Origin of the sequence: Methylocystis sp. SB2 (assembly GCF_049817085.1) — a bacterium.
Lineage (GTDB): Bacteria > Pseudomonadota > Alphaproteobacteria > Rhizobiales > Beijerinckiaceae > Methylocystis > Methylocystis rosea.
Genome location: NZ_CP187401.1, coordinates 2,169,179 through 2,187,510, shown reverse-complemented (window position 1 = coordinate 2,187,510; position 18,332 = coordinate 2,169,179). Strand labels below are relative to the sequence as shown.

At 62.7% G+C, this 18,332-nt stretch carries 19 protein-coding genes; 13 read left to right on the top strand and 6 right to left on the bottom strand.

The genetic code is table 11. The features are described from left to right. The first annotated feature begins 93 nt into the window (after positions 1–93). The gene (locus ACPS74_RS10705) at positions 94–1,476 is read left to right on the top strand and encodes an anion transporter (protein ID WP_029652143.1); all 1,383 of its coding nucleotides are present in this window, start codon (positions 94–96) and stop codon (positions 1,474–1,476) included. Between the two features lie 6 nt (positions 1,477–1,482). Here the strand turns inward: ACPS74_RS10705 and ACPS74_RS10700 are convergent, their stop codons facing one another. Then, positions 1,483–3,339, bottom strand: coding sequence for a cation:proton antiporter (locus ACPS74_RS10700; RefSeq protein ID WP_029652144.1), 1,857 nt, complete (start codon positions 3,337–3,339; stop codon positions 1,483–1,485). Positions 3,340–3,587: 248 nt separating this feature from the next. Between ACPS74_RS10700 and ACPS74_RS10695 the strand changes: the two genes are divergently transcribed. Continuing rightward, positions 3,588–3,878, top strand: coding sequence for a type II toxin-antitoxin system ParD family antitoxin (locus ACPS74_RS10695; RefSeq protein ID WP_051381869.1), 291 nt, complete (start codon positions 3,588–3,590; stop codon positions 3,876–3,878). Here the strand turns inward: ACPS74_RS10695 and ACPS74_RS10690 are convergent. Beyond that, on the bottom strand, positions 3,875–5,077 hold the full coding sequence (locus ACPS74_RS10690) for a glycosyltransferase family 4 protein (RefSeq protein ID WP_029652146.1): 1,203 nt from the start codon (positions 5,075–5,077) through the stop codon (positions 3,875–3,877). The genes ACPS74_RS10695 and ACPS74_RS10690 overlap by 4 nt on opposite strands. A gap of 127 nt (positions 5,078–5,204) precedes the next feature. Here ACPS74_RS10690 and ACPS74_RS10685 point away from each other — a divergent pair, with 127 nt between their 5' ends. The 3 genes from ACPS74_RS10685 to ACPS74_RS10675 all read left to right on the top strand — a co-directional run bounded on the left by ACPS74_RS10685 (position 5,205) and on the right by ACPS74_RS10675 (position 8,167). After that, positions 5,205–6,023 (top strand): alpha/beta hydrolase, encoded by an 819-nt coding sequence (locus tag ACPS74_RS10685; RefSeq protein ID WP_029652147.1) that lies wholly within the window; start codon positions 5,205–5,207, stop codon positions 6,021–6,023. Between the two features lie 246 nt (positions 6,024–6,269). Beyond that, the gene (locus ACPS74_RS10680; RefSeq protein WP_029652148.1) at positions 6,270–7,229 is read left to right on the top strand and encodes a patatin-like phospholipase family protein; all 960 of its coding nucleotides are present in this window, start codon (positions 6,270–6,272) and stop codon (positions 7,227–7,229) included. Between the two features lie 17 nt (positions 7,230–7,246). Further along, a complete protein-coding gene (locus ACPS74_RS10675; RefSeq protein ID WP_029652149.1) occupies positions 7,247–8,167 on the top strand; it encodes a nucleotidyltransferase domain-containing protein in 921 nt (306 codons plus the stop codon). Between the two features lie 59 nt (positions 8,168–8,226). On the opposite strand, the gene ACPS74_RS10670 is transcribed toward ACPS74_RS10675, so the two are convergent. Together ACPS74_RS10670 and ACPS74_RS10665 are read right to left on the bottom strand one after the other, a co-directional pair. Continuing rightward, entirely contained in the window at positions 8,227–8,739 is a 513-nt protein-coding gene (locus tag ACPS74_RS10670) for a GNAT family N-acetyltransferase (RefSeq protein ID WP_083481433.1), read from the bottom strand. After that, positions 8,736–9,023 (bottom strand): DUF1778 domain-containing protein, encoded by a 288-nt coding sequence (locus tag ACPS74_RS10665; protein WP_029652151.1) that lies wholly within the window; start codon positions 9,021–9,023, stop codon positions 8,736–8,738. Before ACPS74_RS10665 ends, ACPS74_RS10670 begins: the two co-directional genes overlap by 4 nt. Positions 9,024–9,370: 347 nt before the next feature. Between ACPS74_RS10665 and metX the strand changes: the two genes are divergently transcribed. The 7 genes from metX (at position 9,371) to ACPS74_RS10630 (ending at position 14,785) form a co-directional block, all read left to right on the top strand. Then, on the top strand, positions 9,371–10,543 hold the full coding sequence (gene metX / locus ACPS74_RS10660; protein WP_370646335.1) for a homoserine O-acetyltransferase MetX: 1,173 nt from the start codon (positions 9,371–9,373) through the stop codon (positions 10,541–10,543). Then, positions 10,540–11,208, top strand: coding sequence for a methionine biosynthesis protein MetW (metW, locus tag ACPS74_RS10655; RefSeq protein WP_029652153.1), 669 nt, complete (start codon positions 10,540–10,542; stop codon positions 11,206–11,208). Before metX ends, metW begins: the two co-directional genes overlap by 4 nt. Positions 11,209–11,386: 178 nt before the next feature. Next, positions 11,387–12,199: a Crp/Fnr family transcriptional regulator gene (locus ACPS74_RS10650; RefSeq protein ID WP_239753667.1), complete on the top strand. Its 813-nt coding sequence runs from the start codon at positions 11,387–11,389 to the stop codon at positions 12,197–12,199. 347 nt (positions 12,200–12,546) lie between these two features. After that, positions 12,547–13,302, top strand: coding sequence for a M15 family metallopeptidase (locus ACPS74_RS10645; RefSeq protein ID WP_036242470.1), 756 nt, complete (start codon positions 12,547–12,549; stop codon positions 13,300–13,302). A 64-nt stretch (positions 13,303–13,366) separates the two neighbouring features. After that, on the top strand, positions 13,367–13,660 hold the full coding sequence (locus ACPS74_RS10640) for a YARHG domain-containing protein (protein ID WP_029652156.1): 294 nt from the start codon (positions 13,367–13,369) through the stop codon (positions 13,658–13,660). Between the two features lie 211 nt (positions 13,661–13,871). Next, positions 13,872–14,348, top strand: coding sequence for a hypothetical protein (locus ACPS74_RS10635; RefSeq protein WP_029652157.1), 477 nt, complete (start codon positions 13,872–13,874; stop codon positions 14,346–14,348). Between the two features lie 74 nt (positions 14,349–14,422). Continuing rightward, the gene (locus tag ACPS74_RS10630) at positions 14,423–14,785 is read left to right on the top strand and encodes a DUF1636 family protein (RefSeq protein ID WP_029652158.1); all 363 of its coding nucleotides are present in this window, start codon (positions 14,423–14,425) and stop codon (positions 14,783–14,785) included. Between the two features lies 1 nt (position 14,786). Here ACPS74_RS10630 and ppa read toward each other — a convergent pair whose 3' ends face one another. After that, positions 14,787–15,320: an inorganic diphosphatase gene (gene ppa / locus ACPS74_RS10625; RefSeq protein WP_029652159.1), complete on the bottom strand. Its 534-nt coding sequence runs from the start codon at positions 15,318–15,320 to the stop codon at positions 14,787–14,789. 153 nt (positions 15,321–15,473) lie between these two features. After that, positions 15,474–15,995: a GNAT family N-acetyltransferase gene (locus ACPS74_RS10620; RefSeq protein ID WP_029652160.1), complete on the bottom strand. Its 522-nt coding sequence runs from the start codon at positions 15,993–15,995 to the stop codon at positions 15,474–15,476. A 445-nt stretch (positions 15,996–16,440) separates the two neighbouring features. Here ACPS74_RS10620 and ACPS74_RS10615 point away from each other — a divergent pair, with 445 nt between their 5' ends. Beyond that, positions 16,441–18,018 (top strand): 2-isopropylmalate synthase, encoded by a 1,578-nt coding sequence (locus tag ACPS74_RS10615; protein WP_239753668.1) that lies wholly within the window; start codon positions 16,441–16,443, stop codon positions 18,016–18,018. The last annotated feature ends 314 nt before the right edge of the window (positions 18,019–18,332 follow it).

The window sequence follows — 18,332 nt, the reverse complement described above, 5'->3', positions numbered from 1 at the left end:
AATCCGCGCTTCGGCTTGGCGCGAACGGAGCCAAGCGCCATAACCTCCACTCCCTGTGCGATCTTTTGATTCGCCGCGCTAACTTCCGGTTCCATGCTCTCCTCGCCCGAGCCCGCGCCAAATCGCCCGCGCCGCCCTTTCCTCACACTCTGGCTTGGGATTCTCGTCGCCATCATCGTCGCGGGGAGCGTGGCCTTGGCCGCTGTCGCGATCCTCGGACTCGGCGAATTTCTGTCGCTCGTGAGCCGCCTGCCGACGCCGACGCCGCAGACGGCGGCCGTCGCAGCGATCTTCGCGGCGACCTATCTCGTGCTCGCGATCGGCAAGCTGCCCTACTATCGGCTCGACCGCGCCGGCGGCGCGCTGCTCGGCGCGAGCCTGATGATCGGCGTCGGCGCCTTGAGCCTCGACGAGGCCTACCGGTCCATTGATTTCGACGCCATCACCCTGCTGCTCGGCATGATGATCGTCGTCGCCAATCTGCGCCTTTCAGGCTTCTTCCGCCGCGCCGCCGATTGGCTCGCGGACGTCGCGCGTCGCCCGATTTTTCTGCTCGCGGCGGTCGCGGCGGCGACGGGGCTGTTTTCGGCTTTTCTCGTCAATGACGCGATCTGTCTCGTCATGCCGCCGCTGGTCGTCGATCTGGCGCGGCGGCTCAAGCGCGATCCGACGCCCTATGTGCTGGCGATCCCGCTCGCCTCCAATGTCGGCAGCGTCGCGACGATCACCGGCAATCCGCAAAATATGATCATCGCCGCCGCCTCGGGCATTTCCTACGGCGACTTCGCTGAGGCGCTCTGGCCGATCGCCCTCGCCGGCGTCGCGCTGACGATCCTTTTGGTGGCGATCGCCTTTCCGCGCGAATTTTTTTCGCGCGAGAAGCTGACGCCGATCGTCGCGGCGCCGCGCCCTTTTCATGCGGCGCTCGCCTCGAAAGCGCTGCTGATCACCGCGGCGATGATCGGTTTCTTTTTCGCCGGCGTTCCGCCCGCCAAAGCGGCGATCATCGCCGGCGGGCTGCTGCTGCTCACGCGGCGCATCGGCTCGAAGAAAATCTACAGCGAAATCGACTGGCCGCTGCTTCTGATGTTCGCCGGACTCTTCATCGTCGTCGGCGCCTTCGACAAGGTGGTGCTGACGCAAGGAGAGATCGCGGACGTCGGGCGGCTCAAACTCGATGACGCATCGACGCTCGCGCTCGTCTCCGCCGTGCTGTCCAACATCGTCAGCAATGTGCCGGCGGTCCTCGCGCTGAAGCCGTTCATCGTCGGACTGAGCGATCCGAGGCGCGCCTGGCTGATCGTGGCGATGGCCTCGACGCTCGCCGGCAATTTCACGCTTGTCGGCTCGATCGCCAATCTCATCGTCGTCGAGCGGGCGCGCGCGCTTGGCGTCACGATCGGCTTCTGGACCTATTTTAAGGTCGGCGCGCCGCTGACACTGGCGACGATCGCGCTCGGACTGTGGAGGCTGTAGGGGGCGCTACGCCTCCTCCCCGCTTTCTTCCGCGGCGCGTCCCGATATGCGCCGGCGCGTATGCTCGCGCCGGATCTTTCGATTGCGCTCCGCATGCCGCGCGCGCGTCTTGTCGTCGGACGGCTGCAGCAGCTTGCGAAACTCGTCGCGTTTTTCGTGGATCGAAGCGATGACGAAGCCCATCGGCACGCCGATATCGACGAGCACGGTTTCGGCGAGCTGCAGGCTGGCTTCGACCGTTTCGGGAATCGCGTCGGTCGCGCCGAGCTTGTAGAGTTCGGTGGCGTGGTCGGCGTCGCGCGCCCGCGCGACGATGGTGAGATCGCCGCGGATTTCATGCGCCAGACGGACGATCTCGCCGGCCGCGTGAACATTCTCGATCGTCACGACGAGCGCGCGGGCCTGCGCCACGCCGCAACGCATCAGGAACTCGCGCCGCGTCGCATTGCCCCAATAGATTTCGACGCCGTCCTCGCGCCCCGCGGTCACCAGCGACACGACGTTTTCGACGGCGACGAACGGGATGTCGTGGCGCTTCAGCATTTCGCCGACAAGGCTGCCGATTCTGCCATACCCGACGACCACGACGCGGTCCTCGGCGACTTCGGCCGCCGGCGCGAGATCCGCATAAAGCAGCTCGTCTTCGCCTTCCGTCGCCGGCGGGACCAGAGCCGCGCCAATCCGGCCAAGAAGGGGAATGGCGAAAATGCTGATCGTGACGACGATCATCGCGTCGGCGCCATAGTGACCCGGCAGCACGCCGACGGCCATCGCCGAGGTCAGCAGCGCGAAGGCGAATTCGCCGCCAGGCGCAAGCAGCAGCGACGCCTCGGCTGAGGGGCGCCATTCGACGCCAAAGAGCCGCGCGAGAACGAAGATGATCGCGCCCTTAACCGCGATCAGCCCGGCGGCGTATATGAAGATCGGAACGGGATCCGCGGCGACGGCTCCCATATCGAGACCGGCGCCGACCGAAACGAAGAAGAGCCCGAGCAACAGGCCCTTGAACGGCTCGATCGTCACCTCGACCTCGCGCCTGAACTCCGTCTCCGCCAGCAGCAGCCCGGCGATAAAGGCGCCAAGGCCCATGGAGAATCCGGCGGCCGCCGAAAGCGCCGCCTCGCCGATGACCACGAGAAGGCAGGCCGCCATGAACAGTTCGGTCAGCTGCACGGCGGCGACCATGCGAAACAGGGGACGCAGCAGCAGCCGTCCAATGAAGATCAGCGCGCCCATGGCGAGGAAGGCGCGCCCAAACGCCCACGCCGCCTGTTCGCCGGTGAAGCCGCCGTTCTTGGCTTCGGCGAGCGCGGAAACCAGAAAAAGCGCCGGCGCAACGGCAAGGTCCTGAAACAACAGCACCGAAAACGCGACGCGTCCGGAGGTCTTGTTTAAGCGCCGCGCCTCGGCGAGCACCGGCAGCACAACCGCCGTCGAGGACATGGCGAGGGCGATGCCCATCAACATCGAGGGGCCGAGTTCGACGCGGAAATAATAGAAGCCCACAGCCGCGAGCACGCTTGCGCACACCACGACCTGCGCGAGACCCAGTCCGAAGACAAGCCGCCGCATGCGGGCGAGTCGCTCCCAGGACAGTTCGAGACCGATCATGAACAGCAGGAAGACCAGCCCGAATTCGGCGAGATTGGAGACGCCCTCGACATTGGTGATGGTGAAATTGCGTGCCCATTCATGATCGCCCGCCAAGCGGCCGAGACCGAACGGCCCAAGCACGACGCCGGCAAAGAGAAAGCCCAGCACCGGCGAAACCTTGATGCGATGAAACAGCGGGACGACGACCCCCGCCGTGGCGAGAAAGACCAGCGCCTCGCGATAGGATTCAAGATGCAAAGAGCCTGTCATGCCGCCTCGTCGTTCGCGCGCTGGTCCCGAAGGATAAATGGGTCACGCGGCGATCGGCGATGAAAAGAGCAAGAGTCGCGCCGCCAGGCGAGCTTAGGGGGAGCCCGACTGGCGCGACCATAGCGCTGCGCGCGAGATCGTCCGATGACGACGGGAGTCTATCCGATTCGGCGGGTGTCTCGCGCCCGCGGTGACGGTTGATAATAGTTATTGGTCCGTGACATGTTAACCACAAGGAGGATCGTGTCATGGCCATCAGCCCAGACTTGGGAAGCCAGCTCGAGGCCTTCGTCACCGAGCTGGTGGCGTCGGGCCGCTACAACTCAAAGAGCGAGGTCTCGCGCGAGGGGGTTCGGCTCATTCAGGAGCGCGAGGCCCGTCTTGCCGCCCTGGACGCCTCCATTGCGAGGGGCATCGCCGACGCTGACGCCGGACGCGCCAAGCCCGCGAAGGCGGCGTTCGATCGCTTGGAGGCTAAATTCAAGGCCAAGGCCGCTATTTGCATTTTGGCGATTTCGCCAAAATGCAGCGTGATCTAAAGCCCCAGCAGACGCTCATAGACCTGCAGCGTGGCGCGCTGCATCTCCTCGACCGAGAAGCGCTCCTGCGCGTTTCGGCGCGCCCGCAGCGCCAGGTCGTCATGCGCCGAGGCCTGCAGGCTCAGCGCCTCGGCGATGGCGTCCGCCAACGCGACCGGATCGCCGGGCGGCGTCCGCCAGCCTGTCGCAAGATGGCGCGGGGTCTGCGGCGGCGCCAGGACGATCTCCGGCGCGGCGCCGATATCGGAGATGATCACCGGCGCCCCCATCGCCTGCGCTTCGACGGCGATCCGCCCGAACGCCTCCGGCTCCGTCGCCGGCGCGACAATGACGGCCGCGGCCATATAGGCGGCGGGCATGTCCTCGCAGTAGCCGGCATTGCGAACGACGTCGCTCAGGCCGGCGTGCTCGATCTGCGTTTCGAGGGCGCGGCGCGTGGAATCGCTGTGCGGGTCGCCGACGAAAATGACGCGCAGATCGCAGACCCCTTGCTTGATCAGCCGCTTGGTCGCCTCGACCAGAACCGAATGGCCTTTGCGCGCGGAAAGCCGCGACGGCAGCAGCACGACGCGATCATGCGCCGCGACGCCCCACGCCGCGCGCAGGCGCTCGACGCGGCGCCGGTCGACGGCGGCGGGCGAGAAGGCGCGCAGATCCGCGCCGCGCGGGATGACCACAATCCGCTCCGCGCTTTCCGGATGCAATTCCCGAATGCGCTGGGCGGCGAATTCGGAAATGGCGATCACCGCGTCGCCCGCCGACATGATGGCGTTGTAGCGCTGCTTGATCGCCGACGCGCCGCTATAGGCGCTGTGATAGGTCGTGACCAGCTTTGCGCCGGTCTGACGCGTCGCATAATAGGCGACCCAGGCGGGCGCGCGCGAGCGCGCATGCACGATGTCGACGCCTTCGTCGCGGATGATTCGCGCCAGCCGCACCGAATTCAGCGCCATCGCGAAGGGATTTTTCGTCGCCGCCGGAAACGGCGCCCAGACGCCGCCTTTCGACTGCAACTCGCTGACCATGCGGCCGCCGCGCGACGCCACAAGACAGCGGGCGCCGACCCGGCTTAACGCCTCGGCCACGTCCACCGTCGCGCGCTCCGCCCCGCCCGACTGGAGATCAGGCACGATCTGCAGGATCGTTCGTCCGGCGAGTCGCTGGCCGGGGGCGGCGATCGTGGCGGTTTGTTGCGACATCGCTGGGCTAACGCGCGCCCCGGACAGAATTGTCCGGCTGCGGCATTCTGTTGCGAGATCCTTTACCAACTGTGAGCGAACCGCCTATTTTCAATCGCGTCGCCTCTTCCATCTCAAGTGAACCTGCTTGTCGGACACGCTCGACTTCCTCGACATTCCCAATCCGGCGGGCGGCGTCTGGCGCATCGCCCGGCGACGGCGCGCCGCGACGGCCGAGGGCGGAAACGCGCCGGGCCTCGTCTGGCTTGGAGGCTTCGCCTCCGATATGGACGGAACCAAGGCGAGCTTTCTCGACGAATGGGCAAAGGCGCGCGGGCGCGCCTTTCTGCGCTTCGATTATTCGGGCCACGGCCGCTCGGCGGGACGTTTCGAGGAGGGCTGCATCGGCGATTGGCTGGAGCAGAGCCTCGCCGTTTTCGAGCGCTCGACGCAAGGGCCGCAGATCCTCATCGGCAGCTCGATGGGCGGCTGGATCGCGCTGCTTCTGGCGCGCCGGCTCGCCGAAAAAGGCGAGAGCGCAAGGCTCGCCGGACTGATTCTGCTCGCGCCGGCGGTGGACTTCACCGAGGCGCTGATGTGGGAAGGCTTCGATGAAGCGACGCGCCGCGAACTCTTGGAAAAAGGCGTTCTGCCCGCCAAGGAGCCGGATCACGGGCCGGTCACGCGAAGGCTGATCGAAGAGGGGCGCCATCATCTGCTGCTCGGCGGTCTCATGCGCGCCCATGCGCGCGTGCATATTCTGCAGGGCATGCGCGATGACGCCGTGCCCTGGCGGCATGCGCTGACGATCGTCGAGCATCTGAACGCCGATCCGGTGACGCTGACCTTTATCGCCGACGGCGATCATCGGCTGTCCCGCCCCGAAGATCTCGCGCAGCTCGCCGCCGCGGTGGAGACGATGAGCGCCCCCCCGCCGGGCGAGCCGCCGCGCACGCTTTTTGATTGACGAGGGCGGCTATACCGCGCACGGGCGCTCGCTGCTAATCTTCTTGGGCGGCATCGCCGAATCGAGCGCGACCTCATCCGCGCGCGAACGAGCGAAGGCGCGGGCGCGCCAAGGAGGGAGGCATTCAGATGGGGCCGCCCGCCCTCACGCCACACCAGCGCGAGGAAGCCTTGCAGACGACACCGCGACGCAGGCAGACTTGGCGCGCCGGTTCAATGTTTCACAAAGCACGATTTCGAGATTGATATGAACAACACCACCGCGGACGACGGTCATTTGCAGCAAGAAAAGAAACTGTGCCGTATTCTGAGCCTCGACGGCGGCGGCGCTAAAGGCTTCTACACCTTAGGCGTACTCAAAGAAATCGAAGGAATGGTAGATCGCCCGCTCTGCGAGTGTTTTGACTTGGTTTTTGGAACTAGCACGGGAGCCATAATCGCTGCACTCATCGCGCTTGGCTACAAGGTTGATGAGATTCACGATCTTTATAAGCAGCACGTTCCCACTATTATGAAGGCGAAAAGCCGGACCGCGAAATCAAAAGCACTTGCGGAACTAGCAGACGTGGTTTTCTGCGACAAAAAATTCGATGCGGTGAAAACCGGCGTTGGAATTGTTACGACAAAGTGGATAATCGAGCGTCCTATGATTTTCAAAGCCAGCAGAGCGCAGGCCCACGGGCGCGTTGGGACATTCGCCCCTGGTTTTGGTTGTAAAATAGGCGACGCCGTTCAAGCGTCTTGTTCGGCATATCCGTTTTTTGAGCGCAAGGTAGTCGCGACGGAAGCCGGAGATTATGTCGAATTAATCGACGGCGGCTATTGTGCTAACAATCCCACTTTATATGCCTTGGCAGACGCGATCATTGCGATGAAAGTTCCACACGCCGACGTCCGAGCGGTGAGTATCGGCGTTGGCGTATACCCAGAGCCGAAGCCAAGTTTCTTGATGAAGCTGGCAAAAAAATATCTTGTTAGTGTGCAGTTGTTGCAAAAGACTCTTGAGATAAACACCCAATCAATGGATCAGCTGCGAGCAATATTGTTTAAGGATATTCCTACGATCAGGATAAATGATACTTACGAGCAGCCTGATATGGCAACGGATTTATTCGAACACGACCTTATTAAGCTGAACATTCTGCGGCAGCGGGGCAGAGAGTCTTTCGCAAGCAGAGAGCAACAGCTTAGAGAGTTCCTCCTCTAGACAGAAGCAATTAGCCGATGACCATTCCAGAATTCCAACTTGAACGCTGGTCGCATCTGGGGGCGGTGACCACCTCCAAAGATACCTACGCGACTATCAAGCGCGCATTGGAAAGCCCTGATGCAGGATATTCCGGACGATCGTACAAGGTGTTCTTGCAAGGATCGTATGGGAACGACACCAACATTTATTCGGAGAGTGACGTCGATATTGTGATCTGTTGCGCAGACGCTTTCTACTACGACCTCGATCACTTGAGCCTTGAGCATAAGGGAGCGTTCAATGCGAATCGGGTTTCGGCAACCTACGCGTATGCAACTTTCAAAGCCGATGTTCAGGCTGCGCTGGTAGCCGCATTTGGATCTTCGGTTCAGGTAGCTAATAAGGCGTTCAAGATTGCTGCCGCCGGAAACCGACGTAGTGCGGACGTTGTGGCCGCTTTTGAGCATCGGCGATATATCGAGTTCAAAAATGCAATCAGCCAATCCTTCTATGAAGGAATATCGTTTTTCACAACCGACGGAAGGCGCATTAATAACTTTCCAAATTATCACTCGAATAACCTCACTGCGAAACATCAAGCTACCGGCAATCGGTTCAAGCCTGCAGTTAGGATTTTCAAAAATATTCGCTCAAAAGCGACGGAGATAGGACTCCTAGAAAAGGGAGATGCGCCTTCGTATTTCATCGAAGGCCTTTTGTATAATGTTCCCAACGAAAAATTTATAAGCGGATTCAGTGATACAACATTGGGGATATTGAGCTGGCTCTATGAAAACGCGGATCGAACGCAGTTCGTATGTGCAAATGAGCGCTATTACCTCTTACGGGACAATGACTCTGTTTGCTGGCCGAGGGCTAAAGGAACAAAATTTATCAATGCGGCGATAACGCTGTGGAACGAATGGCAGGATCAGTCGAGGACGCGCTTCATATAAGACCGAACCCGACCCTTTCACGGTTCCTGCAAAAGGCGGAGCTTCTGCAAGACAGCGGATCACCCGCGCCGCTCGTTCTCGAGAAGCTGCAGCGCGGTCGCCATCGGCAGAAACATCCGCCGGGCTTCATCGGGAATTGAGGCGAAGCCGTTCGCTGCATAAAAGGCGCTCGCGCGTTCGTCTTTGGCGTCCACGATCAGCGCATAAGCGCCGATGCGAAAGCTTTCCGTGCGAATGATGGCGTCGGCGATGAGGGCGCGGCCAAGCCCCTGTCCCTGGCGTTTCGTCGCGACGGCGAGCCGGCCGATCAGCATGGCCGGCAGCACGGGATAGCGGGGCAGCTTTTTCGCCGCCGCCGGCGGCAACAGATTGAGCGGCACGCTCGTCGCCGCGAGCGTGTAGAATCCGGCGATTTCACCGGCGTCATCGAGGGCGACGAAGCAGCCGGCGACGCGCCGCTTGATGTCTTGAAAAGCGAATTCCCGAAGATAGCGGTCAAGCGCCTCGACGCCGGAGTGAAAGCCGTTGCGGTCGTGATCGCGGCTCAGGCTGGCGGTTACAAACGCCGTCAACGAACCTCGCGAACGAGGCGGCGGTGACTGGCGAAGGCGCGCTTCAACCCTTCCGACGGCGCGGGCGGTTTCAGGATCGCGTCGGCGAAAGCTTTTTGACCGGCGACCGAGAGGCGGATGATTTCCGTGTCCTCAATGGCGCGGTGGGCGGCTTCCTGCGCGGCGCTCACGACAAATTCGCTGACGCTGCGCCCCTGAATTTCTGCGGCCCGCTTAACAAGCGCAAGCACATCGGGCGCGAGACACGCTTCGATGCGGGCCGTGCGTGCGGTTTCTTGAGACATCACATCTTTCTCTCTACGAGAGGACTTTCCCTTCTTATGGTATTGTACGGAAATATGCCGGACAAAACAAGAAGAGAGACGCCGGCCTTGCGCCGAGCATCCCCGCCGGGACATCGCGAAATGCACCGCGCGGAGCTGGCATGTTCGGCTCATGTTGTCACATTTGGACGCGTCATCGCGTGGATGGCCGCGACAAGCGCGGCCATGACGCGGGAGATGACGTCTCGATAATCTGGATTCGAAGCCTTGTGCGCCGCCGCGCGGCGCTTGACACCTCCGCCGGCCCCATCGATGTTGCCGAACGAATTGTTCGGCATATCGAACGCTAGGATGATCGCTTGTCCGTATTGTCAGAAGCGCGGCCGGCCTGCAGCGAGGGCTTCACGCCGAAAACCGTCGTCTTTCAGCCCGACCGACCGCTTCTGACGGACGGCGGCGGCCGCATTGCGCCGCTCGCCATCGCTTACGAGACCCGTGGAACGCTCAACGCCGCCCGCAGCAACGCCATTCTGCTGTGCCATGCGCTCACCGGCGACCAATATGCCGCGGGCGTAAATCCCGTCACCGGCAAGCCCGGCTGGTGGGAGGCGATGGTCGGACCCGGCAAGCCTTTCGACACGGATCGCTATTTCCTGATCTGCTCGAATGTCGTCGGCGGCTGCATGGGCACGACCGGCCCGGCGTCGATCAATCCGACGACCGGCAAGCCCTATGGCGTCGATTTCCCCGTCGTCACCATCCGCGACATGGTGCGCGCGCAGGCGATGCTCATCGATCATCTTGGCATCGAGACGCTGTTTTGCGTCGCCGGCGGCTCGATGGGCGGCATGCAGGTGCTGCAATGGGCGGCGAGCTATCCGGAGCGGGTCTTCTCGGCCATGCCGATCGCCACCGCCGCCAAACATTCGGCGCAGAATATCGCCTTCCACGAAGTCGGCCGACAGGCGGTGATGGCCGATCCGGACTGGCGCTCGGGCCGCTATCAGGAGCAGGGCGTGCGGCCGGAGAAGGGGCTCGCGGTGGCGCGCATGTCGGCGCACATCACCTATCTCTCGGAAGCGGCGCTGCAGCGTAAGTTCGGCCGCAAGCTGCAAGACCGCAGCGCGCCGACCTTCTCCTTCGACGCGGATTTTCAGGTCGAGAACTATCTGCGCTACCAGGGCCTCGCCTTCGTCGAGCGCTTCGACGCCAATTCCTATCTCTTCGTCACCCGCGCCTGCGACTATTTTGATCTTGCCGCCGACTATGGCGGTTCGCTGGCCATGGCCTTCAAGGACACGAAGACGCGCTTTTGCGTCGTCTCCTTCACGTCGGACTGGCTCTATCCCACCTCGGACTCGCGCGCCATCGTTCACGCGCTCAACGCCGGGGGCGCCTCGGTGTCCTTCGTCGAAATCGAATCCGACAAGGGGCACGACGCATTCCTGCTGCACGAGCCGATGTTCATCGCGACGACGCGCGGCTTTCTCGATTCAGCCGCAAACGCGCGCGGGCTCGCGCCTGACGGAACCTCGAAATGAACTACACGCCTGCGGCCGACGCGCCTGAGCGGCCCGCGCAGCCGCTCGAGCAATCGCGTCTCGATCTCGCCGTCATCGCCGAGATGGTCGCGCCCGGCGCGCGCGTTCTCGACGTCGGCTGCGGCGACGGCGCGTTGCTGCAGCTCCTGGCGCAGAAGAAGGGCGTCGACGGCCGGGGCGTCGAACTCTCGCAGCGCGGCGTCAACGAATGCGTGGCGAAAGGACTCTCCGTCATTCAAGGCGACGCCGACACCGACCTCTCCGATTATCCGGACGACGGATTCGACTATGTGATTCTTTCCCAGACGCTGCAGGCGACAAGGCGCCCGCGCGCGGCGCTCGCCAATATGCTGCGCATCGGTCGGCGCGCCATCATCTCATTTCCCAATTTCGGCTATTGGCGCGTGCGCGCGCAGCTCGCCTTTGGCGGCCGCATGCCGGTCACCGGGCGACTTGACTATCATTGGCATGACACGCCGAACATTCATCTTTGCACCGTCCGTGACTTCGTCGAGATCGTCGACGAACTCGGCGCGCACATCGAGCGCGGCGTCGCCTTTGATCGCGCCGGCGCGCCGATCCGCTTCAGCGCGCCGTGGTGGGTTTGGAATCTCTTCGGCGAACAGGCTGTGTTTCTGCTGGAGCGTGGCGACCAACGACGCTGACGCGTGCGACGGTTTGTCCCGCGTGCGTCGCCTTTCGCGGGTTGACGGTTCGCGTTAGCCTTCCCCTTGGCGGCATTAAGAGAATTATGCGCGGGAGGGAGCGGCGGCGCCTCCGCTTCATGCGTCGTCATCCTTGGATGACGCGCGTAATTCCGCGCGCTTCGGAGGAGGCGCGAGCTTGACAGTCGACACCGGCCCCGCCGTGCGAAGCTATGACAGCGTCTCGCAAAAGAGCCGCGCGGGTCCATGCGCGCCGCAGCCGGCGGGCCCGGGGGAGCTGCGCAGCGCGCCGCTCTTCGCCGGGGTCGACGAAGCGACATTGTCGCGTCTGTCGGCGGAAGCCAGGATCGAGTCCCTCCAGGACGACGATGTGCTTTTCCATCAAGGCGCTGTCGTCACGGACCTCGCATTCGTCTTGAGCGGCTATGTGAAGCTGCTGCGCATTTCGTCTTCGGGACGCCAAACGCTCATTGGCATTTGCTCGGACGGCGAAATCATCGGCGAGGCCCCGACCGACGCCGATGAGAGTCACATGCTCTCCGCCAAGGCGGTAGGCGCGACCCGCGTGCTCAAGCTGCCGGCGGCGCTGTTCGCTCGGCTCGTCAAGGAGTCGCCGTCGCTCTGCGCCGCGGTGATGCAAAACTCCAAGGAGAGCATCGCGCGTCTCCTCGGCGAGATCGAGTCGCTCAAGAGCCAGAACGCCGATCAGCGCCTTGCCAGTTTCCTACTCGGTCTCTGCCCGCCGGGCGAAGACCGGTGCCGCTTCCGCCTGCCCTATGACAAGCGCCTGATCGCGGCGCGTCTCGGCGTCAAGCAGGAGACGCTATCGCGCGCCTTCGCCAAACTCCGCGCCCATGGCGTCCGCACGGAGACGCGCAACGTGCATGTCGAAAGCGTGTTGCATCTCGCGGATCAGTGCGACCGGCTCGGTCGGCCGCCGCGTCTCGCTTTCGGACGACGCAAGACCGAGAAGCGGCACGACGCCGCTTAGAGCGCGGCTCGCGAATAAAAGTGAAGTCCGGATTTTCGCGCGAGGCGCGCTATAAGACGTAAGGGCGTCCCCGACTTTGCCGGAGGCGGTCGACGTGTGCGCAGAGCGGAAATGCTTTGGCCCTCGCCGCCGGGCGCGAAGAAAGCGTCGGTAAGTTTGGCGTTCGGCGAAAATTGGCGGCGCGTATGGCTTCTCACGGCAACAAGAATGAAAATATCGCGCCGATGCTAGCTCACGCGGCATTTTGGCGGAATCGCCAAAATGCAAATAGCGTGATCGCTTCCAAAAGCTTAGAGCGCGCTCGATGCGAAAGGCCGGATTTCGCTTTTTTCACGAGCCGCGCTCTAATGATCGGCTTGCTCCTCGCGGGCGTCGAGATGCTTTTCTTTTCCGTCGCCGCTCACGGGCAGGCGATTTCGCCCGACGCGTTGACGCACGCCTATCCAGATCAAATCGCCGGTCGCGACGACGCCGTGATCATATTCCGTGACGGAACAAGACAGAATCTCTCTGACGGCAGGACCGACAAGAGCTTCGACGAGAAACTGAAAAACGCCTCTCTCCTAGATCAGTTGAGCCTTCCCTATCCTAAGGGCGCGCTGACGAAGCCTCCCGGACCGCAGGACGATCCGGGCCGCTTCCGCAACGCCGCCTTCTTCGACAAAATGTATGGGGATTGCGACAAGCGCGAAACGCAGAAGCATTTGGCCGATATTCCCTGGTTCACCGGCAAGGTGCGAGTCACCACGATCAATGGCGTCGCCGAAAAGCTGCGCGCGGTCGCCGCGGAAATTGATCGTCTGCCACAGGACATTAAGCGTCATGCTTATCCCAGCGCCGGCGCCTTCAATTGCCGCGTTGTGAAGGACACCGGCAAACGCAGCATGCACGCCTATGGCGCGGCGATTGATCTCAACACCGCCTTCTCTGATTATTGGCTCTGGCGTAAAGGCGGTTACCGCAATCGAATTCCTTACGAGATCGTGGAGATTTTCGAACGCCATGGGTTCATCTGGGGCGGCAAATGGGGGCATTTCGACACGATGCATTTCGAATACCGGCCCGAATTTTTCGCGACATCGCCAGGCAACGAAGAGAAATAGCAACATAGCGATTGAAAAGAACTGCGCGGATCGTACGTAACATCCATTAGCGGAGGGAATTCCTATGAAATCACAAAAGATTTTCGCGGCTTTTAGCCTTATCGGCGCGATAGGCGCGGGATCGATGGGGGTCGTCGCGCCGACCCCGGCGGCGGCGCAGGATCCGGCTTACATGTCTTGCGGGGATCTCTGGTACGCGCGCAACCGGATATACGCGCGTAACGGCCATTGCTTCAATACCGACCGGGGGCGGGCCGCCTTCGGAGCCGGCTGTTTTCCACCTTACGGGCGGCTGAGCGGTTGGGAGAAAAGCCGCGTCAATCAGCTTCAAATGTGGGAGCGCCGTAAGGGCTGCTGAGCCCCCTGTGCGGGCCAAAATTTCGCAGTTCAACAAGAGCCGCCACATAATCGAGCGGTCGACGGTCCGCCTGCGCCTCTAATTTTCAGACGCGCATTCACGGTGACGAAAATGGCGGATATGTTCTTCGCCGTCGACTGAACGCGCCTTCGTCGCAAATTCGGCGTCGGCTCTTGGTCAATTGCGCAGATGCATTTGTCGGGGAATCATCATGATCGCCATTAAACCGGTTGGCTTGTTTTTTTTGTCCATCATCGCGCCCGCGGCTGCTCAAGCGGGGGCGAGCAACGGCTCCAATGCGCTCGCGCTTGCGGCGATCGTCGGCGAATTGTCGCCCCAGACGAGCGCGCCCAATAAAAAGCTTCTTGCGGCGTTCTTCAGCGGCAAGGCGGACGCGCCGCACGCCAAGGATCTGCGCATTGCGGTCAAGGCGGATGCGATCGACTGCCGCGCCGGCAATGTCGACATCACGTCACGCGCCTGCGAGCTGACCTTCGGCGCCAAGAAGATCGAACTGCGCGGCCGCAAGGCGCATGAGCTCTATGCGACCTTGATCGAGAATAGCGTCGCCCTGGACGGCGCCGCCGGCGCCTCGCATGCGGCGCTCACCGGGCTCGACTGCATCGTCGACGCCGATGAAGTGGCGGAAAAGGCCGGCGGCGGCGCGCGCTGCGCCTTCAATCCCTAAAAGCTACGCCCCGGCACGACTTGTCTTTGGGGCGACTTTGGCCGAGAAGGCGCGTCCATAGACAGGAGTTCTAAATGGCTGCGCCGGGCGTCACCGTCTTTGTTTGCGTCTCTTGCCGCGACGGCGGCGACGCCGACATGCGTCCCGGCGCGCTTTTGTTGGAGGCGCTGCGCACGCGGCTTGAGGAGCGCAATCTCGATATCGCCGTCGAACCGGTGGAATGCCTCGCGGTGTGCAAGCGCCCGGCGACGGTCGCCTTCGCCGGCGGCGGCAAATGGACTTATGTGATCGGCGATCTCGACGGCGGCGTCCATGTCGACGAGCTGATCGATTCGGCGCAAAGCTTCGCCGCGACGGACAATGGCATCGTCGCCTGGAAAGACAGGCCGGCGTGCTTCAAGAAGGGCGTCGTGTCGCGCACGCCGCCGCTTCGCTAGGTTACTTCGCCGCTCGCGCCCGTTCGATCGCCTCGCTGATCAGCCCGCGCGCCTCGGCGGCGTCGCCCCAGCCCGCGATTTTGGCCCATTTGCCCGGCTCGAGATCTTTATAATGCACAAAGAAGTGCTCAATCCGGCGCCAGGTCATCTCCTGCAGGTCGGTGTAATTCTCGACGTCGACATAGCGTTGCGTGAGCCGCGCGGACGGCACGGCGACGATCTTTTCGTCGCCGCCAGCCTCGTCCGTCATGCGCAGCACGCCGATTGGCCTGACTGCGATAACCGCGCCCGGCGCTACAGGCCGGGTGTTGGCGACGAGCACGTCGCAGGGATCGCCGTCGTCGGAAAGCGTATGCGGAATGAAGCCGTAATTGCCGGGATAGCGCATCGCCGTATACAGGAACCGATCGACGAAGAGCGTGCCGGAGGCCTTGTCGAGCTCATATTTGATCGGCTCGCCGCCAAGCGGCACCTCGACGATCACATTGACTTCGTGCGGCGGGTTCGCGCCGATGGGGATGGCGTCGAGACGCATTCAAGTGCTCCGATTGAGATCGACGGCGCAGCGAAACAGCCGGCGCAGTATTGGGTTTCGTTGAGGAAGGACGCGCAACAAACCATGCGTGGATCGCGGCGCTGCGCGGTCCATATCTTCGCAGTGCTTCGCGTTTATGTCGCCAAATTTGATTTACCGCACCGGGGCGGAAACGAAGCCGAACGCGACGCGCGTCAGCATGTCCGAGCCGAACCGCTCCTCGGCGCGGCGAACCGTCTGGCCGCCGAGGCTGCGATAAAAGGCGAGCGCCTTCTCATTGTCGGCCAGCGCCCAGACGATGGTGGAGAGATAGCCGTGCTCGGCGAGTTCGCGCCGGGTGGCGTTGAACAGCCGGCGACCCAAGCCAAGCCCTTGCTGCTCAGGCGCCAAATAGATCTCAAAGATCTCGCCGGAATACGGCATCGACGGAACGCGGTTTCGCCCATAGGTCGAGTAGCCGACGATAGCGTCATCGAAGTCGAGCACGAGAAGACCGGTGCCGCGCACGATGGCCGAATGCCACCAGTTGGGACCGCGGCGAGCGATCATCCGCTCAAGCTCGGCGCCGGGTATGACGCCGCGATAGGCGTAGCGCCACGAGGCGTCGTGAACGCGCGTGATCTGCTCTGCGTCTCCGGGACGTGCATGACGGATGGAGAATGCGGTTTTGACCATGCCTTTGATGTTAGGTCCCATCGGTTCGTTTCGGCAAGAGCCATAAGCGTTTCAGTCGTAAAAATTCTCCGCGCCGAGACGCTTAGGCGTTTGGCGTCATTGCCTGTTTCACTTTATGACGCTCGCAAGCGGCGCGAGATGGCGCGCGGCGACGCGGCGCTTGCGGCGCGGGGCCTTCTTGCGCTATTCTTTCTGCGATTGCGGCTAACGCCGCCGGAACGGGACGAGATCGTTGCCCCACGCAACCGCCATTGCGAATGACCCTGTGACGCCCGCGCGCGCACACGGATTCGCTCGGCCGCGTTCCCTGCCGCTTTTCGGCCTGCTGCTTCTTAGTCGCCCCTGAGCGCCCGACGGGCTCGCGCCCAGGCCTTCAGGGGACATGTCATGCAGTCAGACGACAAGAGCCCCTCAGCGGGCGCGGCACAGCAGGATTTCAAAACCGATGAGCAACACGTCACAGCCCGGCGCCGTCGCAGATAATGACGCGCGCGTCCTGATTTTCGACACCACCCTGCGCGACGGCGAGCAATCGCCCGGCGCCTCGATGACCCTGGAAGAGAAGCTCGAGGTCGCGGATCTCCTCGACCAATTGGGCGTCGATATTATCGAGGCCGGCTTCCCGATCGCGAGTCCCGGCGATTTCGAGAGCGTCAGCGAAGTGGCGCGGCGCGTCAAGAACGCCTCCGTCGCAGGATTGGCGCGCGCGTCCGAGAAGGACATCGACCGCTGCGCCGAAGCGCTGCGCGAGGCGAAGCGCCCGCGCATCCACACCTTCATCTCCACCTCGCCGGTGCATATGAAATACAAGCTCCAGCTGGAGCCGGAGCGCGTCTTGGAGATGGTCTCCGCGTCGGTGACGCGCGCGCGCAATCATGTCGCCGACGTCGAATGGTCGGCCGAAGACGGCACGCGAACGGAGCTCGATTTTCTCTGCCGCTGCGTGGAGGCCGCGATCACGGCGGGCGCAACCACGATCAATATTCCAGATACGGTCGGCTACATCACCCCAACGGAATATGAGCAGCTGTTCCGCACGGTGCGCGAGCGGGTGCCCAATTCCGACAAGGCGATCTTCTCGGTGCACTGTCACGACGATCTGGGGCTGGCGGTCGCCAATTCGCTCGCCGGCGTGCGCGGCGGCGCGCGGCAGGTGGAATGCACCATCAACGGCATCGGCGAGCGCGCCGGCAACGCGGCGCTCGAAGAAATCGTGATGTCGATGAAGACGCGCGCCGACGCGCTGCCGTTCTTCACCGATATCGACGCCAAGCTCTTAACGCGCGCCTCGAAGCTGGTCTCGGCGGTCACGTCCTTTCCGGTGCAGTACAACAAGGCGATCGTCGGGCGGAACGCATTCGCGCATGAGAGCGGCATCCATCAGGACGGCATGCTCAAGAATGCGCACACCTATGAGATCATGACGCCGGAAAGCGTCGGGGTCTCCAAGACCTCGCTCGTCATGGGCAAGCATTCGGGACGCCACGCCTTTCGCGAAAAGCTGAAGGAGCTCGGCTGTGACCTCGGCGAGAACGCGCTGCTGGACGCGTTCAATCGCTTCAAGGATTTGGCCGACCGCAAGAAATTCGTTTACGACGAAGATCTGGTGGCGCTGGTCGACGACGAGATCGTCAACGCCCATGATCATATCAAGGTCGAGGCCTTGATGGTGATGGCCGGCACGCATGGCCCGCAATCGGCGGCGCTCACGCTCGACGTCGACGGACAGAAGCTGACGCATCAGGCGACCGGCAACGGCCCCGTCGACGCCATCTTCAACGCCATCAAGGCGCTCGCGCCGCATGACGCCACGCTGGAGCTGTTCCAGGTCCACGCCGTCACCGAAGGCACCGACGCGCAGGCGGAAGTCTCCGTGCGCCTCTCCGAAAACGGCAAGTCGGTGACGGGCCGCGGCGCCGATCCCGACACGCTCGTCGCTTCGGCGCGCGCCTATGTCTCGGCGCTCAACCGGCTGATGGCGAAGCGCGCGCGCGGCAAGCCCGAAGCCATGCAGGCGATCTAGGCAGCCAACGACTGAAGCCTCCCGCCGGTCATCGTCCGGCGGGAGTCTTCGGTTAAGGCGGCCGCGAGCCAATCGGCGTAATGGCATCGATGCGAAACGTACCCAAGATGTTGCGAGCGATGCCGACAAGACATTGAGCCGGTTGTCGGACGCCTGCACGCCCAGCCAACCGCAAAAATATTCAAAGCCTCCATCGGCGAAAGAGCGCGATCGAAAAACCGCCCAGACGCGCGCGGGTCGAGAAGACGCGCGACTAGCCTCAAGAAATCGTTGAAGAAATAACGCAGCGCTCAGCTAACGTCTAAGCCGCTGAT

Coding starts and splice junctions, on each gene's coding strand:
- ACPS74_RS10705 (WP_029652143.1), top strand. CDS start 94: ATGCTCTCCTCGCCCGAGCCCGCGCCAAATCGCCCGCGCCGCCCTTTC.
- ACPS74_RS10700 (WP_029652144.1), bottom strand. CDS start 3,339: ATGACAGGCTCTTTGCATCTTGAATCCTATCGCGAGGCGCTGGTCTTT.
- ACPS74_RS10695 (WP_051381869.1), top strand. CDS start 3,588: ATGGCCATCAGCCCAGACTTGGGAAGCCAGCTCGAGGCCTTCGTCACC.
- ACPS74_RS10690 (WP_029652146.1), bottom strand. CDS start 5,077: ATGTCGCAACAAACCGCCACGATCGCCGCCCCCGGCCAGCGACTCGCC.
- ACPS74_RS10680 (WP_029652148.1), top strand. CDS start 6,270: ATGAACAACACCACCGCGGACGACGGTCATTTGCAGCAAGAAAAGAAA.
- ACPS74_RS10675 (WP_029652149.1), top strand. CDS start 7,247: ATGACCATTCCAGAATTCCAACTTGAACGCTGGTCGCATCTGGGGGCG.
- ACPS74_RS10665 (WP_029652151.1), bottom strand. CDS start 9,023: ATGTCTCAAGAAACCGCACGCACGGCCCGCATCGAAGCGTGTCTCGCG.
- metW (WP_029652153.1), top strand. CDS start 10,540: ATGAACTACACGCCTGCGGCCGACGCGCCTGAGCGGCCCGCGCAGCCG.
- ACPS74_RS10645 (WP_036242470.1), top strand. CDS start 12,547: ATGATCGGCTTGCTCCTCGCGGGCGTCGAGATGCTTTTCTTTTCCGTC.
- ACPS74_RS10640 (WP_029652156.1), top strand. CDS start 13,367: ATGAAATCACAAAAGATTTTCGCGGCTTTTAGCCTTATCGGCGCGATA.
- ACPS74_RS10635 (WP_029652157.1), top strand. CDS start 13,872: ATGATCGCCATTAAACCGGTTGGCTTGTTTTTTTTGTCCATCATCGCG.
- ACPS74_RS10630 (WP_029652158.1), top strand. CDS start 14,423: ATGGCTGCGCCGGGCGTCACCGTCTTTGTTTGCGTCTCTTGCCGCGAC.
- ppa (WP_029652159.1), bottom strand. CDS start 15,320: ATGCGTCTCGACGCCATCCCCATCGGCGCGAACCCGCCGCACGAAGTC.
- ACPS74_RS10620 (WP_029652160.1), bottom strand. CDS start 15,995: ATGGTCAAAACCGCATTCTCCATCCGTCATGCACGTCCCGGAGACGCA.
- ACPS74_RS10615 (WP_239753668.1), top strand. CDS start 16,441: ATGAGCAACACGTCACAGCCCGGCGCCGTCGCAGATAATGACGCGCGC.